The organism is Enterobacter cloacae complex sp. 2022EL-00981 (assembly GCF_028737495.1).
GTDB lineage: Bacteria > Pseudomonadota > Gammaproteobacteria > Enterobacterales > Enterobacteriaceae > Enterobacter > Enterobacter cloacae.
Genome location: NZ_JAQZRK010000002.1, coordinates 305,964 through 321,752, shown reverse-complemented (window position 1 = coordinate 321,752; position 15,789 = coordinate 305,964). Strand labels below are relative to the sequence as shown.

Here is a 15,789-nt window from a genome sequence, read left to right as displayed (position 1 = left end):
GTCGTAAAACATTCGCTCCATGAATAAGTCCTGATGGCTTTACGCCATCAGGAACGATATTTAAGATTACGAAAGAGAAAAACAGGCAATAAAATGCCTGTTTTAGTCCTACTCGAAACGATAAGCAACCGACAGGCCAACGCCGTAGTTACGACCCGGAGCAGGTTCGTAATAACGCCCGTTGGATTCGTTGACAATCACCGAGCCGGCATACGTTTTGTCGAACAGGTTATCAACGCGACCAAAGAGATCCAGGCCCCAGTTGCCATAGTTGAACTTATACCCGGTATTCAGACCGACCACCGTGTAAGACGGAGACTTTGCCGTGTTTTCGTCGTCGGCCATGATATCGCTCATGTAACGCACGTCGGTACCCGCGTACCAGCCTTCCTCAGGCTGCCAGCCAAACGAGGCAAAGCCCATATTGCGGGCAATACCCGGCATCCGGTTGCCGTTACAGTTGTCATCACCGCAGACGTTGGTGCGGTAGGTGGCGTCCAGATATGTCCATGCCATTTTCAGCTTCCAGTTTTCAGCAAACTGCTGATCGAGGGAAACTTCCACTCCCTGACGACGGGTTTTACCGGCGTTTTTGTAGCTGGTACGTCCGCCAGAGCTGGCATCCACCACAATTTCATCGTCGGTGTCGGTGCGGAACAGGGCCGCGGTCAGCAGACCATTGCCGATGCGGGTTTTGCTACCCACTTCATAAGTATTGTTGGTGGACGGTTTCAGGCCAATGTTCAGGCCGCCCTGGTTATCCGCGCGGTAGGAGAGTTCATTGATGGTGGGGGTTTCAAATCCACGACCCGCCGCAGCGTAAAGGTTCCACGCGTCCGTCACGGCATATTTCACCGCCCCGGCCGGGAGCCACTTGTGATAGCTCGCGTCGCCGCTGTCGTCACCGTTGCCTGGCGTAACGTAATGATCGTTGGAATCAAACCAGACGGAGCTGTAACGCACCCCGGCATCCACAGAGAGTTTCTGGGTTAACTGCCAGCGGGTTTGCAGGTAAGGATCAACGTTCCACATCAGGTTACGTTCGTTGCGGCGCTTGTCGCCTTTTACGCCGTACTCCGGTACGCCGTTGTTCATCACGAAATTCTCATACCCGCGACGATCTTCGCTCATGTTTTCGTAGTTCAGGCCGGTGGTAAAGGTCACCGGCACCAGCAGTTCGCCGCGGTGCGTCCAGCGTGTATCGATGCCCTGATAGTGACGCTGCATATCAATCACACCGCCAGAGTGGGAGGGGCGCAGCTGTGGCTGATAAGGGATCGACTGGTACTGGGTCATTTCGCGCTCGCCAGCGTACATCATGACGCTGAGATCGTCCTGCGCGCTGAGCTGGCGGTCATAGCGCAGCCCGGCCTGGGTCTGCTTGATGGTTTTGCGCGTGTTGTACTGATCGCCACGCGGAGACTGGCGCGGGTTATCCTGCCACTCCTGGTAATTCAGTCCACCCGGATCGTTGGCTTTCATGTCCACGCTGTTAAAGATCAGCGTCAGCTTGCTGGCATCGTCAATCCGCACGCCCAGTTTGGCGTTGGCGAGATTCTTCCGCGCACCGCTGTGATCGCGGTAGCCTTTGGTGGTGAAGCGGGTGGTGGATACGGTGTAATCCACATCGCCCGCGTGTGTGCCGTCGCCCATCGCGCCGGTGGCTTTCATCCCGTAGCGCCAGGTACCGTAACTGCCGTAATAGCTGCTGGCCTCAATGGTCGGCGGCTGTTGACCGGTCTGGGTGTTGATGTTGATCACGCCGCCGGAGGCGTTGCCATACAGGGCAGAGAAGGGGCCGCGCAGCACTTCCACGCTCTCAACGCTGGAGAGATCGATGTTAGAGGTCTGGCCCTGGCCGTCTGGCATGGTCGCCGGGATCCCGTCCACGTACATTCGAATACCGCGCACCCCGAAGGTGGAGCGGGCACCAAACCCACGCATCGACAGCTGCAGATCCTGGGCGTAGTTCTGGCGGTTCTGAATTTGCAGGCCGGGGACGCTACCAAGCGATTCCGAGAGGTTAATGCGTGGCGCGGCGTGACGCATATCATCGCCGTTCACCACGCTGACCGCCGCCGGGGTATCAAGCTCCGATACCGTTTGTGGGGTGGCGCTGACGATCAAGGTCTGTTCATCCGCGCCCATCGCGGTGAGGGGCGAAAAGATAACAGGAGCCAGCAGCAGTGGAAGCGTAGCCCTATGGGCAGAAATGATTTTCATGAAATAAACCGGTTAAGGATAAGAAACGTACCAAATGGAACATGTGCATATATGTTAAAACTTTTGTAAATGCTTTGAAAACTATAACCGCACATTGCGTTAAGGAAAGGCGAAACGGAAAAGAAAAACTCCACATTTTGCTGATTAATGATTACTATTCTCATTAACAAAACGGCAATGCCATGACGTTGCCGACCGGAAGTGATGTCAGCAGTACACCCCCTCTTGTGAAAAAGGAATTGTTATGTCTTTACGTCATCTGTGCTCGCCGCGTCTGCGTCGTTCTCTGTTGTGTAGCGCTTTACTGCTTGCCGGTACCTTCCAGGTGCATGCTGGCGAAGAGATGTTGCGCAAAGCGGTAGGCAAAGGCGCGTATGAAATGGCCGTGAGCCAGCAGGAGAATGCGCTGTGGGTTGCGACATCACAAAGCCGTAAAATGGATAAAGGCGGAATTGTGTATCGCCTCGATCCGGTCACACTGGACGTGACGCAAGTTATTCATAACGATCTTAAACCGTTTGGCGCCACCCTGGATTCGGCCTCCCAGACGCTGTGGTTGGGCAACACCATCAACGGTGCCGTGACCGCCATTGATGCCAAAACGGGCGAGGTGAAAGGGCGCCTGGTTCTGGACGACCGCAAACGCAGTGACACGGTCAAACCGCTGCAGCCACGCCAGCTGGTGGCGGATGATGCCACCCACACCGTGTACATCACCGGGGTCGGTAAAGAGAGCGTGATCTGGGTGGTGGATGGCACAACGCTGAAGCTGAAGGATACCATCGCCAATACCGGTACTTACGGCACCGGCCTGGCGCTGGATGCGCAGGCGAAACGACTCTATACCACCAATGCCGATGGCGAACTGGTGACAATTGATACCGCCAGCTACAAAATCATCAGCCGCAAAAAGGTGCAGGATGATGGCAAAGAGCACTTCTACCTGAACCTGAGTCTGGATACGGCCGGGCAGCGTGCCTTCCTGACCGATTCAAAACAGCCGGAAGTGCTGGTGGTGAGCCTGAAAGATGGCAGCGTGATTGAGAAGATTGCGACGCCAGAGTCGCTGGCGGTGCTCTTTAACCCGACGCGCAACGAAGCGTACGTGACGCATCGTGAAGCCGGAAAGGTGAGCGTGATTGACACCAAAACCTACAAAGTGACGAAAACCTTCGACACGCCGGTCTATCCAAACAGCCTGGCGCTCTCTGCCGATGGCAAAACGCTGTACGTGACGGTGAAACAGAAATCCACCCGTCAGCAGGAAGCGACCCAGCCTGACGATGTGGTACGTATCGCGCTCTAATGTGGGCATTGCCCGGAGGCGCTGCGCTTACCGGGCCTACAAAATCCTGAAATGTAGGCCGGGTAAGGCGAAGCCGCCACCCGGCTTTTTTTATTAACGCGAGGTCTCTTCCACCAGCGGGCCGTCGTGTTTTTCATCGTCATGATGAACCGGCGCGGTGCTGTGGATTTCATGCACGCGCTTACGCACGCCAAACCAGCCGGCAATCAGCAGAACGGCCAGCAGCGGAATGGTGGCGATGGTATAGGTGCCGTTCGGGTAGTCGAACGCCATCAGTACCAGCACGCTGAACAGGAACAGCAGGGTGAGCCATGAGGTCACCGGAGCACCCGGCATCTTGAAGCTTACGTCAGCCGCTTTGCCCTCTTTAATGGCTTTGCGCAGACGCATCTGGCAGACCACGATAAAGGCCCAGGAGGCGATAATCCCCAGCGCGGCCACGTTCAGCACGATTTCAAACACGCGGGACGGCACCAGGTAGTTCAGGAACACACCGAACACGTAGACCACCAGCGTCGCCAGGATACCGGCATATGGCACCTGCTGCTTGCTCATCTTCGACATAAACTTCGGCGCAGAGCCGCCCATCGACATGGAGCGCAGAATACGGCCGGTAGAATAGAGGCCAGAGTTGAGGCTGGAGAGCGCCGCGGTCAGCACCACGATGTTCATGATACTGCCCACGTATGGCACGCCGAGCTTAGAGAAGAAGGTCACAAACGGGCTCTGACCCGCCTGGTAGGCGTTCCATGGCAGGAGCAGAACCAGCAGCACCACAGAACCCACATAGAACAGACCGATACGCCAGATCACGCTATTAATGGCTTTTGGCACCATGGTCTGCGGGTCTTTACATTCGCCTGCCGCCGTACCCACCAGTTCGATAGAGGCAAAGGCGAACACCACGCCCTGCACCAGAACCAGCGCCGGCAGCAGACCGTGCGGGAAGAAGCCGCCGTTATCGGTTATCAGATGGAAGCCGGTTGCATTGCCGTCCAGCGGCTTACCGCTGCCAAGGAAGACGGTACCGACGACCAGGAAAATCACAATCGCCAGCACTTTTACCAGTGCAAACCAGAACTCCATCTCGGCGAACCACTTCACGCCGATCATGTTCATGGTGCCGACAATCGCCAGGGCGCCAAGCGCAAAGACCCACTGCGGGATATCGCCAAACGCGCCCCAGTAGTGCATATACAGCGCAACGGCAGTGATATCGACGATACCGGTCATCGCCCAGTTAACGAAGTACATCCAGCCAGCGACGTAGGCGGCTTTTTCACCGAGAAATTCGCGGGCGTAAGAGACAAAGCTGCCGCTGGAAGGGCGATGCAGTACCAGTTCGCCCAGCGCGCGAAGAATGAAGAAGGAGAAGATCCCGCACACCAGATAGACGAGGGCGAGAGCCGGGCCAGCCATCTGCAGACGTGCACCAGCACCTAAAAACAGACCTGTACCGATAGCGCCGCCGATGGCGATCATTTGAACCTGACGGTTGCCCATCGCTTTGTGGTAGCCCTCTTCATGGGAGTTTAACCAGCGACGTTTAGCAGCATGATGATCGGCTGCGCTTTTATTGCTTGTTTTCATTGAGTTACCTGTTTGCCTGTCTGAACCATTATCGTGATAGTCCTGCCTGGCAGAGAGCATACAAACGATTGCTTCTGCGCAAACACATGTCGCCTTCCCAGTCATTCTGCGTATGGATAAGGCGAAACATGGCGAGGCATCCTACCTGCAATTGATAAGCGACGCAAAATATAACCGTGCCGAAAGTGATGCACGTCGAAGGAAATCGTGTGGTCAGAGCAGACGGGGATCACAACGCGCTGAATCGTGGTGAGTTTTTAGACAAAAGATTCGCGGATTGATGATTTAAACATCAGTGGCGCTTATCAGTTGCTCAGTGGAACTAGCGGAAGGTAAACGCTATGATCGGTTTGGTTTTTATTCTGCCAGAACGAGGCTAACGGTGAAAATTAATGTAATCGGCACCAGCGGAAGTGGAAAAACCACGCTGGCAAGACGGATCGCTGATGAGCTGGCTATTCCTTATATTGAGATGGACAGGCTTTACTGGCGCCCGAACTGGCAGGGCACAGCAGATGATGCGTTTCTGGAAAAACTGGAGCATGCATTAAGCGCTTCTCAAAACTGGGTGCTCGATGGCAACTATAACCGCACGCGCCCCGTTAAATGGCGCAATGTGGATCTGGTCGTCTGGGTGGACTATGGATTTGTCCGTACGCTGTATCAGGCCGTTATCCGGGCGAGCAAGCGGGCCTGGCATCAACACGAACTCTGGCCGGGAACGGGCAATAAAGAGAGTTTCCGGCGCGCCTTCTTCAGCAGAGAGTCCATTATCATCTGGACGATTAAAACCTGGCGCAACAACCGCAGGCGTTATCAGGTCGATATGCAAAACCCGGACTACGCACACATACGCTTTATCCGTATTACCCGCCGCGCTCAGGCGGAAACGCTTATCGCCTCCCTAAAGTCTTATTCTTAACAGGGTTTTATATATCTGATTTCCGGCAAACCAAATGTAAATTAATTGTTTCTCAGCGGTGAAATACGCCTTTATTAATAACGACATGTTAAGTCAAACGAGAACGCAACATGTCCTGGCGAATCAGCATTCTGGATAAAAGCCCCATCGCTGAAAATGAAACAGCCGCCGATGCGCTGGCGCGAACCCTGGCGCTGGCGCAACAGGCGGAAACTCTCGGTTATCACCGTTTCTGGATTGCCGAACACCACAACACCCCGCAGCTGGCCAGCCCCTCGCCGGAGTTATTGATTGCCTGGATCCTCGGGCAGACTACGCGTATCCGGGTGGGATCGGGCGGTGTCATGCTGCAACACTACAGCCCGTATAAAGTTGCAGAAAATTTCAATCTCCTGGCTGCCCTGGCTCCCGGACGCGTGGATCTGGGCGTTGGAAAAGCGCCTGGCGGTCTGCCGCTCTCCACCCGCGCGTTGCAACTCGGTCTGAATCAGCAGGAAAAGGGCAGCTTTGCCGAACAGCTGGCGCAGCTCGATAGCTGGATCCGTCCTGAAAATCAGTCCGCGGAGGAGGCGGTGCGCGCCACGCCGTTGCCGCCGGTTCCGGCGCAGGGATTTCTGCTGGGGGCGAGTGTCGAAAGTGCTCTGCTGGCCGCAAAGCTCAACTGGCATTTTGTCTTTGCTGCTCACCTGAATGGCGATCCCGACCTGCTGCGCGAGGTCATCACCACCTGGCGTGAACACAGCGCCCGGGAGGTGATTGTGGCGGTGCAGGTCATTGTGGCGGACTCTCAGGCCCAGGCGCACTCGCTGGCACAAAAGGTTGAAGTCTGGGGCGTGGAGCTGGCAAACGGCCAGCGCGTTACGGTGGCCAGCGAAGAGCAAGCCTATGCGTTTGCGCGTCAGGCAGGCAGCGAGCCGCTGCGTATAGCGCGTCGCGCGCAGTCGCTGGTGGCCGGGACCGCTGAGTCGGTACTGGCACAACTGGACGCTCTGCATCACCAGTGGGGGATTGACGAATTCATTATCGACACACCGGTTGCGGACGGCGCCGCGCGCGTGCAGTCCCTGCGTCTGCTGGCGCAGGCGCGACTTAACAGGGAGGTTAACGTATGCGTTTTGGCGAACAACTGATTGCCTGGCGTCGTGAGCTGCACCAGCACCCGGAGCTGTCGGGCCAGGAGGTGGAAACAACCGCCCGTTTGCACCAGTGGCTGACCCATGCCGGTATTACGCCGCTGCCTTATGACTTGCCTACCGGGCTGGTGGCGGAGATCGGCACCGGCAACAAACTGATTGCCCTACGGGCGGACATTGATGCCTTACCGATCGAAGAGCGCAGTGGGGTGGCGTTTAGCTCGCAGCGTGCAGGAGTGATGCACGCCTGCGGTCACGACATCCACACCAGCGTGATCCTCGGGGCGGCATTAAAACTAAAAGAACGTGAAGCGTTGCTCAACGGTCGCGTGCGGATCCTGTTCCAGCCTGCCGAAGAGAACTTTGGCGGAGCCAAGAGCCTGGTGCGGGCCGGGGCGTTACGTGATGTCAGCGCCATCTTCGGTATGCACAACGAGCCGGGGTTGCCGGTGGGTGAATTTGCCACCCGCGGCGGGCCGTTCTATGCCAACGTCGATCGGTTTGTGATCCGCATTACCGGCAAAGGTGCTCATGCCGCACGGCCTCATGAAGGCAACGACGCGATTGTGCTGGCAAGCCAGCTTGTTACCGCGTTGCAGAGCGTCGCCAGTCGCAACGTGAATACGCTGGACTCCGTTGTGCTGAGCGTAACGCGCATTGCGGGCGGCAATACCTGGAACGTCCTGCCGGAAAGCGTTGAGCTGGAAGGGACGCTGCGCACGCATCGCACGGAAGTTCAGCAGAACGTCAAAGCGCGCGTCGGTGAAATCACTGCCGGATTCGCCAGCGCCTTCAGTGCCCGGATTGATATCACCTGGTATGCCGGACCGACTGCGCTGGTCAATGACGAGCATTGGGCGGCGTTTGCCACCTCGGTCGCCCGGGAAGCGGGTTATGAAACGCAGCATGCCGAGTTGCATATGGGCGGAGAGGATTTTGCAGTCTATCTGCAGCAGATCCCCGGCGCGTTTGTCAGCATTGGCAGCAATAGCCCGTATGGTTTACATCACCCGGCCTTTAATCCGGACGAAGCATTAATTGAGCCGGCTGCCCGTTATTTTGCACAGCTTGCGGAAAAAGCCCTGCAACACGTTTAATTCAGAAGAGGTGAATATGTCTGCAACCCGACAATTGCGGCTGGGGACCATTTTGCACGGTGCTTCCGGGAATATGTCCGCCTGGCGCCATCCTGCGGCGGTGGCCGATGCCAGTATTAATTTTGATTTCGTCAAAGCGACGGCGTTAAAAGCAGAGGAGGGCAAGCTCGACTTTTTATTCGTAGCCGATGGCCTCTACATAAATGAGAAGTCGATCCCGCATTTTTTAAATCGCTTTGAGCCGTTAACGGTGCTCTCCGCGCTGGCGAGCATTACCTCGCGTCTGGGGCTGGTGGGCACGTTATCCACCTCCTACAGCGAACCTTTTACCGTGGCACGCCAGTTTGCCAGCCTGGATCATCTGAGCAACGGCCGCGCGGGCTGGAACGTCGTGACCTCGCCGCTGGAAGGGTCGGCCAGGAACTTCTCGCGTGAAAAACACCCCGAGCACGCGCTGCGCTACCGCATTGCGGATGAGTATCTCGATGTGGTGAAAGGGCTGTGGGACTCGTGGGAAGGCGATGCCTTTGTGCGCAACAAAGAGAGTGGTCAGTTTTTTGACCCCGCCAAACTGCATACCCTGGATCACCGGGGTGATTTCTTCCAGGTCGCCGGGCCGCTCAATATTGGTCGCACGCCGCAGGGACGTCCGATTGTGTTCCAGGCGGGCGCATCGGACGACGGTAAAAAGCTGGCTGCGAAGCATGCCGATGCGATCTTCACCCACCATGAAACTCTCGAAGAAGCACAAGCGTTCTACCGCGATGTGAAGCAGCAGCTGGAAAACAACGGTCGTCGTGCCTCTGATTTGCACATCTTCCAGGGCGTGAGCGTGATTGTCGGAAAAGATGCCGAAGATGTGGAAAACCAGTACCAGACCACCGCGGCGCTGGTGTCGGTTAAGGATGCCCTCAATTATCTCGGACGCTATTTCGAACATCACGATTTCAGTCAGTATCCGCTCGACGAGCCGTTCCCGGACCTCGGCGATCTGGGGAAAAACAGCTTCCGCAGTACCACGGATGAGATAAAGCGTAATGCCCGCGAACGTCAGCTGACGCTGCGTCAGGTCGCGCTGGAAGCGGCCTCACCACGCCCCCGTTTTTCCGGTACGCCGGAGCAGGTGGCGGACGGCCTGCAGGCGTGGTTCGACGGCTATGCAGCCGACGGCTTCATCATCCAGGGCGGGACACCCGATACCTTCCCGCGCTTTGTTGACCAGGTGGTGCCGGTGCTACAGGCCCGCGGCCTGTTTCGCACTGACTACCCCGGGACCACGCTGCGCGACAGCCTGGGCCTGGACGAACCCAAAAATCAGTTCACACAACAATAAAAGAGAACCCGCTATGCAGAAACCATCGCTTATTCTGGCGCTCGCGCTGGCCTTTACCCCTGCCGTCTGGGCAGAGAATGTGAACATTAACGGCACCGGCGTGAGTATTGAGGCCAACAAAACGCCGATCAATACCGCCAAAAACGGCGATGCCATCGCGCAGTTGCCGAAAGATTATCGCTTTGCCGTGCCGGGGAAATTTACCGTCGCGGTGGCGGGCCTCAATCAACCGCCGCTGACGGTTTTCTCGGATGACAACAAAACGCTTCTGGGAAGCGAAGTTGACGTGGCCCGTCTGGTGGCGGATAGCCTCGGGCTGGAGCTGAACGTGGTGCCAACCTCCTGGGAGGACTGGCCGCTGGGGGTGGCCTCCGGGAAATACGATGCGGCGATCAGCAACATCACCGTGACTAAAGCGCGTAAGGAGAAGTTTGATTTCGCCACCTACCGTAAGGATTCGCTCGGTTTCTATGTGAAATCAACCAGTCTAATCACATCCCTGCAGAAGGCGGAGGACATTGCCGGGCTGCGGATTATTGTCGGCTCAGGCACTAACCAGGAGGCCATCCTGCTGGCATGGAACGCCGAAAACCTTAAGAAGGGACTGAAACCGTTTACCCCGGTCTACACCAAAGATGACGCGGCACAAACGCTGGCGCTCCAGTCCGGGCGTGCGGATGCGTATTTTGGCCCAAACGTGATTGGCGCGTGGAAAGCGGCGCTGACCGGTAAAACCAAACTGGTGGGAAGCGTTGACGGCGGCTGGCCGAAGGCGGCGCATATCGCGGTGACGCTGAAAAAAGGCAGCGGCTTGGTGGAACCGGTGCAGACCGCGCTCAACGGCGTGATCAAAAACGGCGATTACGACAAAGTGCTGAACCGCTGGGGAGAAGGGGTGGAACGCATCCCGCAGTCGGAAGTCAACCCGGCCGGTCTGGGCGATTAAGGAGGTGTTATGAGCGAACAATTTCGTGACGTTTCGCCGGAAGATGCCGATCTTCAGCCCATCATCAATGGGCTGTTCGGTGAATACGCTGCCCGCTACGGTGACTATTTTTCGAAAGATGCTGAGGTCGAGCTCACCGAGTGGTATCTGGCGCCGCAGGGGCTGTTTATCGTCCTGGAGCGTGACGGGAAGATTATTGCCACCGGGGCGTACAAACCCTTCGACGAACGCACCGCAGAAATCAAACGCATCTGGACGGACAAAAGCCTGCGTCAGCAGGGGCTTGCGGGGCGCGTGGTGCAGGAGCTGGAGCGCCGGGCGGTGCTGGCAGGCTACAGCCAGATCTACCTGACCACCGGTTTTCGCCAGCCGGAAGCGGTACGGCTCTATCTTAGCCAGGGTTACCAGCCGCAGTTCGATCTTAACCGCGATCCGGAAGAGTACAGCCATCCCCCGTTTGATGGCCGGCTGCGTTTCACCAAAACGCTGGTTCGTGAAGCGTTAAGTAAAACCGCATGAGGTACGATGATGAGCAACGTTGAAACCATAAAAGTGGTCCCGGCGCGTTATCCGCTGCGGGCCGTCGGTGCCGTGGTGGCACTGTTTGTCCTGGCGGTCGTTGTCCAGTCCGTCGCCTTTAACCCGCGCTGGGAGTGGTCTGTATTTGCCCGCTGGTTCTTCGACCCGGTGATCCTTGAAGGCGTCGGCCAGACATTACTGCTGACGCTGATCGGCACCGCGCTGAGCGTGATTTTGGGCGGTATGCTGGCGCTGGCGAGACTCTCGTCATCCTGGCTGCTGAGCAGCCTGGCCTGGGGCTATATCTGGCTGTTTCGCTCGCTGCCCCTGATTGTAGTGCTGATCATCCTTTATAACTTTTCCTATCTCTACGACACGCTCTCGCTCGGGGTGCCGTTCACCGGCATGACCTGGGGCAGCTTTGAAACCATCAATGTGCTGGGGCAATTCTCTACCGCCGTTGTCGGGCTAACGATGGTGCAGAGCGCCTATAGCGCGGAGATCATTCGCGGGGGCTTCCTCGGCGTGGATCATGGTCAGTATGAAGCGGCCGCTGCGCTGGGGCTACCGGCCTGGCGTCGTACGGTGCGGATCATTCTGCCGCAGGCGCTGCGCACCATACTGCCGTCCGGGTTTAACGAAATCATCAGTCTCGCGAAGGGGACGGCGATGGTTTACGTGCTGGCCATGCCGGAGCTGTTCTACACCATCCAGATGATTTACAACCGCACGCAGGAGGTGATCCCGCTGCTGATGGTGGGGGCCGCCTGGTACCTGGTGATTACCACCGTGTTGTCCGCTATCCAGTATGGTGTTGAGCGGGGACTGGCCCGCAGCGAACGTCGCTCGGCGGTGAATCAGAACCGTACCCTCAGCCGTACCCGTTCCCGTTCCGTCACCACCACGCCCGCACAGGAGCCCGTCCATGCAAGCCTCTCATGAAGGACATATTTCCATTACCGGCGTCAGTAAATTCTTTGGTCGCCATAAAGCGCTCGATAACGTGTCGCTTGAGATCCCACCGGGATCCGTCACGGTGATCCTCGGACCGTCCGGTTCCGGTAAATCTACCCTGCTGCGCACCATCAACCACCTTGAGCGCGTCGACGAAGGGTTTATTCAGATTGACGGGGATTACATCGGCTATCGCCGTCGGGGTGACAAACTCTACGAGTTAAAAGAGAAAGAGATCCTCAAACAGCGCGTCAATGTGGGTTATGTGTTCCAGAACTTTAATCTCTTCCCGCATCTCACGGTGCTGGAAAACCTGATTGAAGCACCTGTCGCCCATAAAAAACTGAGCAAAAAAGAGGCCGTTGAGCAGGCGTATAGCCTGCTGGATGTGGTGGGGCTGCGTGATAAAGCGGATGCCTGGTCGCGCCATCTCTCCGGCGGACAGCAGCAGCGCATCGCCATTGCCCGCGCGCTGGCGCTGCGTCCGCGAGTCATGCTGTTTGATGAACCCACCTCGGCGCTAGACCCGGAGCTGGTGGGCGAAGTGCTGGATGTCATCAAGAAACTTGCCCGTTCCGGCACCACGCTGGTGGTGGTCACCCATGAGATCGGCTTCGCCAGAGAAGTAGCGGATCAGGTGGTGTTTATGGTCGACGGCAAAATTGTGGAGCAGGGCAGCAGCGATGAGGTGCTGAACCGGCCATCGCACGCGCGAACGCGTCAGTTCCTTTCCCGAGTCCTGTAAGGAGTACCCATGAAATATGGACTTTTGGCAGGGCTGGCCTTTACCGCCGCCAGCCATGCCAGTATTGATTTAAAAGCCAACGAGCAGCCGCTGCCGGTGACGGTGGATCAGCAGGCGGTGGCGAAGATCCCCGCTCATTACAAATTTGTCGAGCCGGGAACGCTCACGGTGGCCATTTCTGCGCTTAACTCACCGCCGCTGGCCCTGCTTGCCAGCGACAACTGTACGCGTATCGGCAGCGATCCGGATATCGCCCGGCTGCTGGCAGGCAGCCTGGGGCTAAAACTGAAGCTCGTTCCCACCGCCTGGGAAGACTGGCCGCTGGGGATCACTTCCGGGCGCTATGACGTGGCGCTGGTGAACATTGCGGTGACCGAACAGCGCAAAGAGAAGTTTGATTTTGCGACCTATCGCGTCGATTCGCTGGCGTTTACGGTGAAATCCACCAGTCCGGTGCGGTCGATTAACGGTCCTGAAGATCTTGCGGGTAAAAAGGTTATTGTCGGATCCGGCACCAATCAGGAGCGCATCCTGTTAGGCTGGAACGAGGAGAATAAAAAGGCCGGGCGTGAGCCCGCGCTGCCGGTGTACCTGACGGATGATGCCTCGGGCAATCTTTATATTCAGTCCGGGCGGGCGGATGTGTTCTTTGGACCACAGTCGGTCGCGGCGTATAAAGCCGCGCTGACCGGTAAAACGCGCGTTGTCGGGCTGGGCCCGAAAAAAGCGTATGTCGCCACGACCACCAAAAAAGGCAATCAACTGGTCTACGCCCTGCAGGCCGCGCTGGACGGCGCGATCACGCGCGGGGAGTATCAGAAGGTGCTGGCGCGCTGGGGAGAGCAGGGCGAAGCGGTGACACACTCGGAGGTTAACCCGCCTGGGATCACGTATTAATTGTGCTCTACACTTAGGATTTTCACTCCTGAGAGGGCAACATGATCAAACTTTATGGTGCACCCGGCTGGGGCTCGGCAATCAGCGAAGTGATGCTGACTCTGGCAGACATCCCTTACGAGTTTATTAATGTGGACGGGTTTGATGCGCCCGGTCCGCAGCGCGAATTGCTGCAAAGACTCAATCCATTGTGCCAGGTGCCGACGCTGGCGCTGGAAAATGGCGCGATCATGACCGAAACAGCCGCCATCGCCCTGATGGTGCTCGACAGGTGTCCCGATCTGGCGCCGCCCGTCGGACAGGCAGAACGTCAGCAATTTCAACGCTTGCTTATCTGGTTTGTCGCGAACGTCTATCCCACCTTTACCTATGCCGATTATCCCGAACGCTGGGTGCCTGACGCACCGGAACAACTGAAGAAAAATTGTATCGAATACCGCAAATCCCTCTATTTGTGGTTCGATAGCCAGCTCAAAGCGGCCCCGTTTGCGCTGGGTGAACAGCTTACGTTACTCGACGTCTATATTGCGGTCGCACGTACCTGGGGGCCACGGCATGCGTGGTTTGCCGAGAATACGCCAAAGATAACGGCCATTGCAGACGCCGTGTGTCAGCTTCCTGAACTGCACAAGGTGTTAAAGGCAAACGGCATTATCTGATAACGTGTAAACCTGATTCATAACAGGAAGCCTGCACATGCCACATGTAGATATCAAATGTTTTCCCCGGGATTTAAACGACGAACAAAAAAACGCGCTGGCGGCTGATATTGCCGAGGTGATAATTCGTCATTTCAACAGTAAAGACAGTTCAGTGTCGGTGGCGTTAAACCAGGTTAATCCTGAAGACTGGAAAGCGCAGGTCTGGGACAGCGAAATTGGCCCGAATCTGGATTCGTTGATTAAAAAGCCCGGCTATTCGATGTAATTTTATTTGCCGGGCAGCGGCTTCGTTGACCCGGCATTTAAGTTTCTCCCGACATTTCGCAAAAATCGATAATACGATCCTGTGACGTTTCCGTTACACTTTCCCTCTCTAAAACTTTCACGAAATCATCTGGTAAGCACAGCAGTTGCGTTAAATTCAGTACAGGATAATTTTCTCATGACAAAATTACCTCAGTTCTCACTCGCCTTTTTTCATCCTCGTTACTGGCTCAGCTGGACAGGCATTGCAGCGCTCTGGTGCATTGTGCAGCTCCCGTATTCCCTTTTATTAAGAATCGGACACGGGCTTGGTCGTCTGGCCATGCGTTTGCTTCCCCGTCGTGTGGACATCGCTCGCCGCAACCTTGAGCTCTGTTTTCCCGACATGAAAAAGGATGAGCGCGAAAAGCTACTGCTGCGTAATTTTGAATCGGTTGGCATGGGCGTCATCGAAACCGGGATCGCCTGGTTCTGGCCTGACTGGCGTGTGCGTAAATGTTTCAGCGTCAGCGGATATGAACATATGGAAGCGGCCCGGGCCCGCGGAAATGGCGTGGTGCTCATCGGTATGCATTTTCTCACGCTTGAACTGGGGGCGAGGATCTTTGGCATGCTCAACCCGGGTGTCGGTGTTTATCGCCCTAACAATAATGCGCTGCTGGACTGGCTGCAGACGCGCGGCCGTCTGCGCTCAAATAAAACCATGCTGGATCGCTATGACCTGAAGGGCATGATCCGCGCCCTGAAGCAGAATGACATTCTCTGGTATGCCCCGGATCACGACTACGGTAAAACCAACAGCGTGTTTGTACCGTTCTTTGCGGTTCCTGATGCCGCGACAACCGCCGGAAGTTATATGCTGGTGAAGAGTGCCAGACCGGCGGTGATCCCGTTCGTTCCACGCAGAAAGGCAGACGGCAGCGGTTACGAACTGATTATTCTTGAAGATATCGGCGAAACGCTGCAGGGCGGTGATAAAGCGTCGGTAGCCACGCAAATGAACAGGGCGATTGAGCGCGCGGTGCTGATGGCGCCGGAGCAATATATGTGGTTGCACCGACGCTTCAAAACCCGTCCTGAAGGCCAGCCGGACAGATATGTGCGCAAAAAAAGCGTGGTCACTTCCAACAGTACTGTATCTACAGGCGACATGCCTGAACAGTCAGGCATTCAGCACTAAAGTATGCCCTCACCGTAA

13 protein-coding genes and 1 pseudogene are annotated in these 15,789 nt (G+C 56.6%); 12 read left to right on the top strand and 2 right to left on the bottom strand.

From position 1 onward, the window contains the following. Positions 1-108 precede the first annotated feature (108 nt). Positions 109-2,223 (bottom strand): TonB-dependent receptor PqqU, encoded by a 2,115-nt coding sequence (pqqU, locus tag PUZ33_RS03360; protein WP_062676883.1) that lies wholly within the window; start codon positions 2,221-2,223, stop codon positions 109-111. Positions 2,224-2,467: 244 nt separating this feature from the next. Here pqqU and yncE point away from each other — a divergent pair, with 244 nt between their 5' ends. Further along, positions 2,468-3,529, top strand: a complete 1,062-nt coding sequence (gene yncE, locus PUZ33_RS03355; RefSeq protein ID WP_063161210.1) for a 7-bladed beta-propeller protein YncE — start codon at positions 2,468-2,470, stop codon at positions 3,527-3,529. A gap of 93 nt (positions 3,530-3,622) precedes the next feature. Here the strand turns inward: yncE and ansP are convergent, their stop codons facing one another. Next, positions 3,623-5,119 (bottom strand): L-asparagine permease, encoded by a 1,497-nt coding sequence (gene ansP / locus PUZ33_RS03350; protein ID WP_020684770.1) that lies wholly within the window; start codon positions 5,117-5,119, stop codon positions 3,623-3,625. Between the two features lie 382 nt (positions 5,120-5,501). On the opposite strand from ansP, the gene PUZ33_RS03345 reads away from it, so the two are divergent. From PUZ33_RS03345 to PUZ33_RS03295, 11 genes and pseudogenes are all read left to right on the top strand, one after another. Beyond that, a complete protein-coding gene (locus PUZ33_RS03345) occupies positions 5,502-6,041 on the top strand; it encodes an AAA family ATPase (RefSeq protein ID WP_058682744.1) in 540 nt (179 codons plus the stop codon). Between the two features lie 110 nt (positions 6,042-6,151). Beyond that, positions 6,152-7,171, top strand: a complete 1,020-nt coding sequence (locus PUZ33_RS03340; RefSeq protein ID WP_038981846.1) for an LLM class flavin-dependent oxidoreductase — start codon at positions 6,152-6,154, stop codon at positions 7,169-7,171. Beyond that, complete coding sequence (locus tag PUZ33_RS03335; protein ID WP_062676885.1) at positions 7,150-8,271, top strand: amidohydrolase; 1,122 nt, start codon at positions 7,150-7,152, stop codon at positions 8,269-8,271. Before PUZ33_RS03340 ends, PUZ33_RS03335 begins: the two co-directional genes overlap by 22 nt. A 16-nt stretch (positions 8,272-8,287) precedes the next feature. Further along, positions 8,288-10,550, top strand: a pseudogene (locus tag PUZ33_RS03330) (NtaA/DmoA family FMN-dependent monooxygenase). Positions 10,551-10,559: 9 nt separating this feature from the next. Then, positions 10,560-11,069 carry a GNAT family N-acetyltransferase gene (locus tag PUZ33_RS03325; RefSeq protein ID WP_062676887.1) on the top strand — a complete coding sequence of 170 codons (510 nt, stop codon included), beginning with the start codon at positions 10,560-10,562 and terminating at the stop codon, positions 11,067-11,069. A 9-nt stretch (positions 11,070-11,078) separates the two neighbouring features. Further along, positions 11,079-12,011 (top strand): amino acid ABC transporter permease, encoded by a 933-nt coding sequence (locus PUZ33_RS03320; RefSeq protein WP_062676935.1) that lies wholly within the window; start codon positions 11,079-11,081, stop codon positions 12,009-12,011. Further along, the gene (locus PUZ33_RS03315; RefSeq protein ID WP_023621242.1) at positions 11,995-12,768 is read left to right on the top strand and encodes an amino acid ABC transporter ATP-binding protein; all 774 of its coding nucleotides are present in this window, start codon (positions 11,995-11,997) and stop codon (positions 12,766-12,768) included. Before PUZ33_RS03320 ends, PUZ33_RS03315 begins: the two co-directional genes overlap by 17 nt. Positions 12,769-12,777: 9 nt before the next feature. Next, positions 12,778-13,665, top strand: coding sequence for an ABC transporter substrate-binding protein (locus PUZ33_RS03310; protein ID WP_062676889.1), 888 nt, complete (start codon positions 12,778-12,780; stop codon positions 13,663-13,665). A 41-nt stretch (positions 13,666-13,706) separates the two neighbouring features. Further along, the gene (locus PUZ33_RS03305; RefSeq protein ID WP_013096501.1) at positions 13,707-14,324 is read left to right on the top strand and encodes a glutathione S-transferase family protein; all 618 of its coding nucleotides are present in this window, start codon (positions 13,707-13,709) and stop codon (positions 14,322-14,324) included. Positions 14,325-14,361: 37 nt separating this feature from the next. Continuing rightward, the gene (gene pptA, locus PUZ33_RS03300; RefSeq protein ID WP_023621239.1) at positions 14,362-14,592 is read left to right on the top strand and encodes a tautomerase PptA; all 231 of its coding nucleotides are present in this window, start codon (positions 14,362-14,364) and stop codon (positions 14,590-14,592) included. A 177-nt stretch (positions 14,593-14,769) separates the two neighbouring features. Continuing rightward, positions 14,770-15,771 (top strand): Kdo(2)-lipid IV(A) acyltransferase, encoded by a 1,002-nt coding sequence (locus PUZ33_RS03295; protein WP_062676890.1) that lies wholly within the window; start codon positions 14,770-14,772, stop codon positions 15,769-15,771. The last annotated feature ends 18 nt before the right edge of the window (positions 15,772-15,789 follow it).

Coding starts and splice junctions, on each gene's coding strand:
- pqqU (WP_062676883.1), bottom strand. CDS start 2,223: ATGAAAATCATTTCTGCCCATAGGGCTACGCTTCCACTGCTGCTGGCT.
- yncE (WP_063161210.1), top strand. CDS start 2,468: ATGTCTTTACGTCATCTGTGCTCGCCGCGTCTGCGTCGTTCTCTGTTG.
- ansP (WP_020684770.1), bottom strand. CDS start 5,119: ATGAAAACAAGCAATAAAAGCGCAGCCGATCATCATGCTGCTAAACGT.
- PUZ33_RS03340 (WP_038981846.1), top strand. CDS start 6,152: ATGTCCTGGCGAATCAGCATTCTGGATAAAAGCCCCATCGCTGAAAAT.
- PUZ33_RS03335 (WP_062676885.1), top strand. CDS start 7,150: ATGCGTTTTGGCGAACAACTGATTGCCTGGCGTCGTGAGCTGCACCAG.
- PUZ33_RS03325 (WP_062676887.1), top strand. CDS start 10,560: ATGAGCGAACAATTTCGTGACGTTTCGCCGGAAGATGCCGATCTTCAG.
- PUZ33_RS03320 (WP_062676935.1), top strand. CDS start 11,079: ATGAGCAACGTTGAAACCATAAAAGTGGTCCCGGCGCGTTATCCGCTG.
- PUZ33_RS03315 (WP_023621242.1), top strand. CDS start 11,995: ATGCAAGCCTCTCATGAAGGACATATTTCCATTACCGGCGTCAGTAAA.
- PUZ33_RS03310 (WP_062676889.1), top strand. CDS start 12,778: ATGAAATATGGACTTTTGGCAGGGCTGGCCTTTACCGCCGCCAGCCAT.
- PUZ33_RS03305 (WP_013096501.1), top strand. CDS start 13,707: ATGATCAAACTTTATGGTGCACCCGGCTGGGGCTCGGCAATCAGCGAA.
- pptA (WP_023621239.1), top strand. CDS start 14,362: ATGCCACATGTAGATATCAAATGTTTTCCCCGGGATTTAAACGACGAA.
- PUZ33_RS03295 (WP_062676890.1), top strand. CDS start 14,770: ATGACAAAATTACCTCAGTTCTCACTCGCCTTTTTTCATCCTCGTTAC.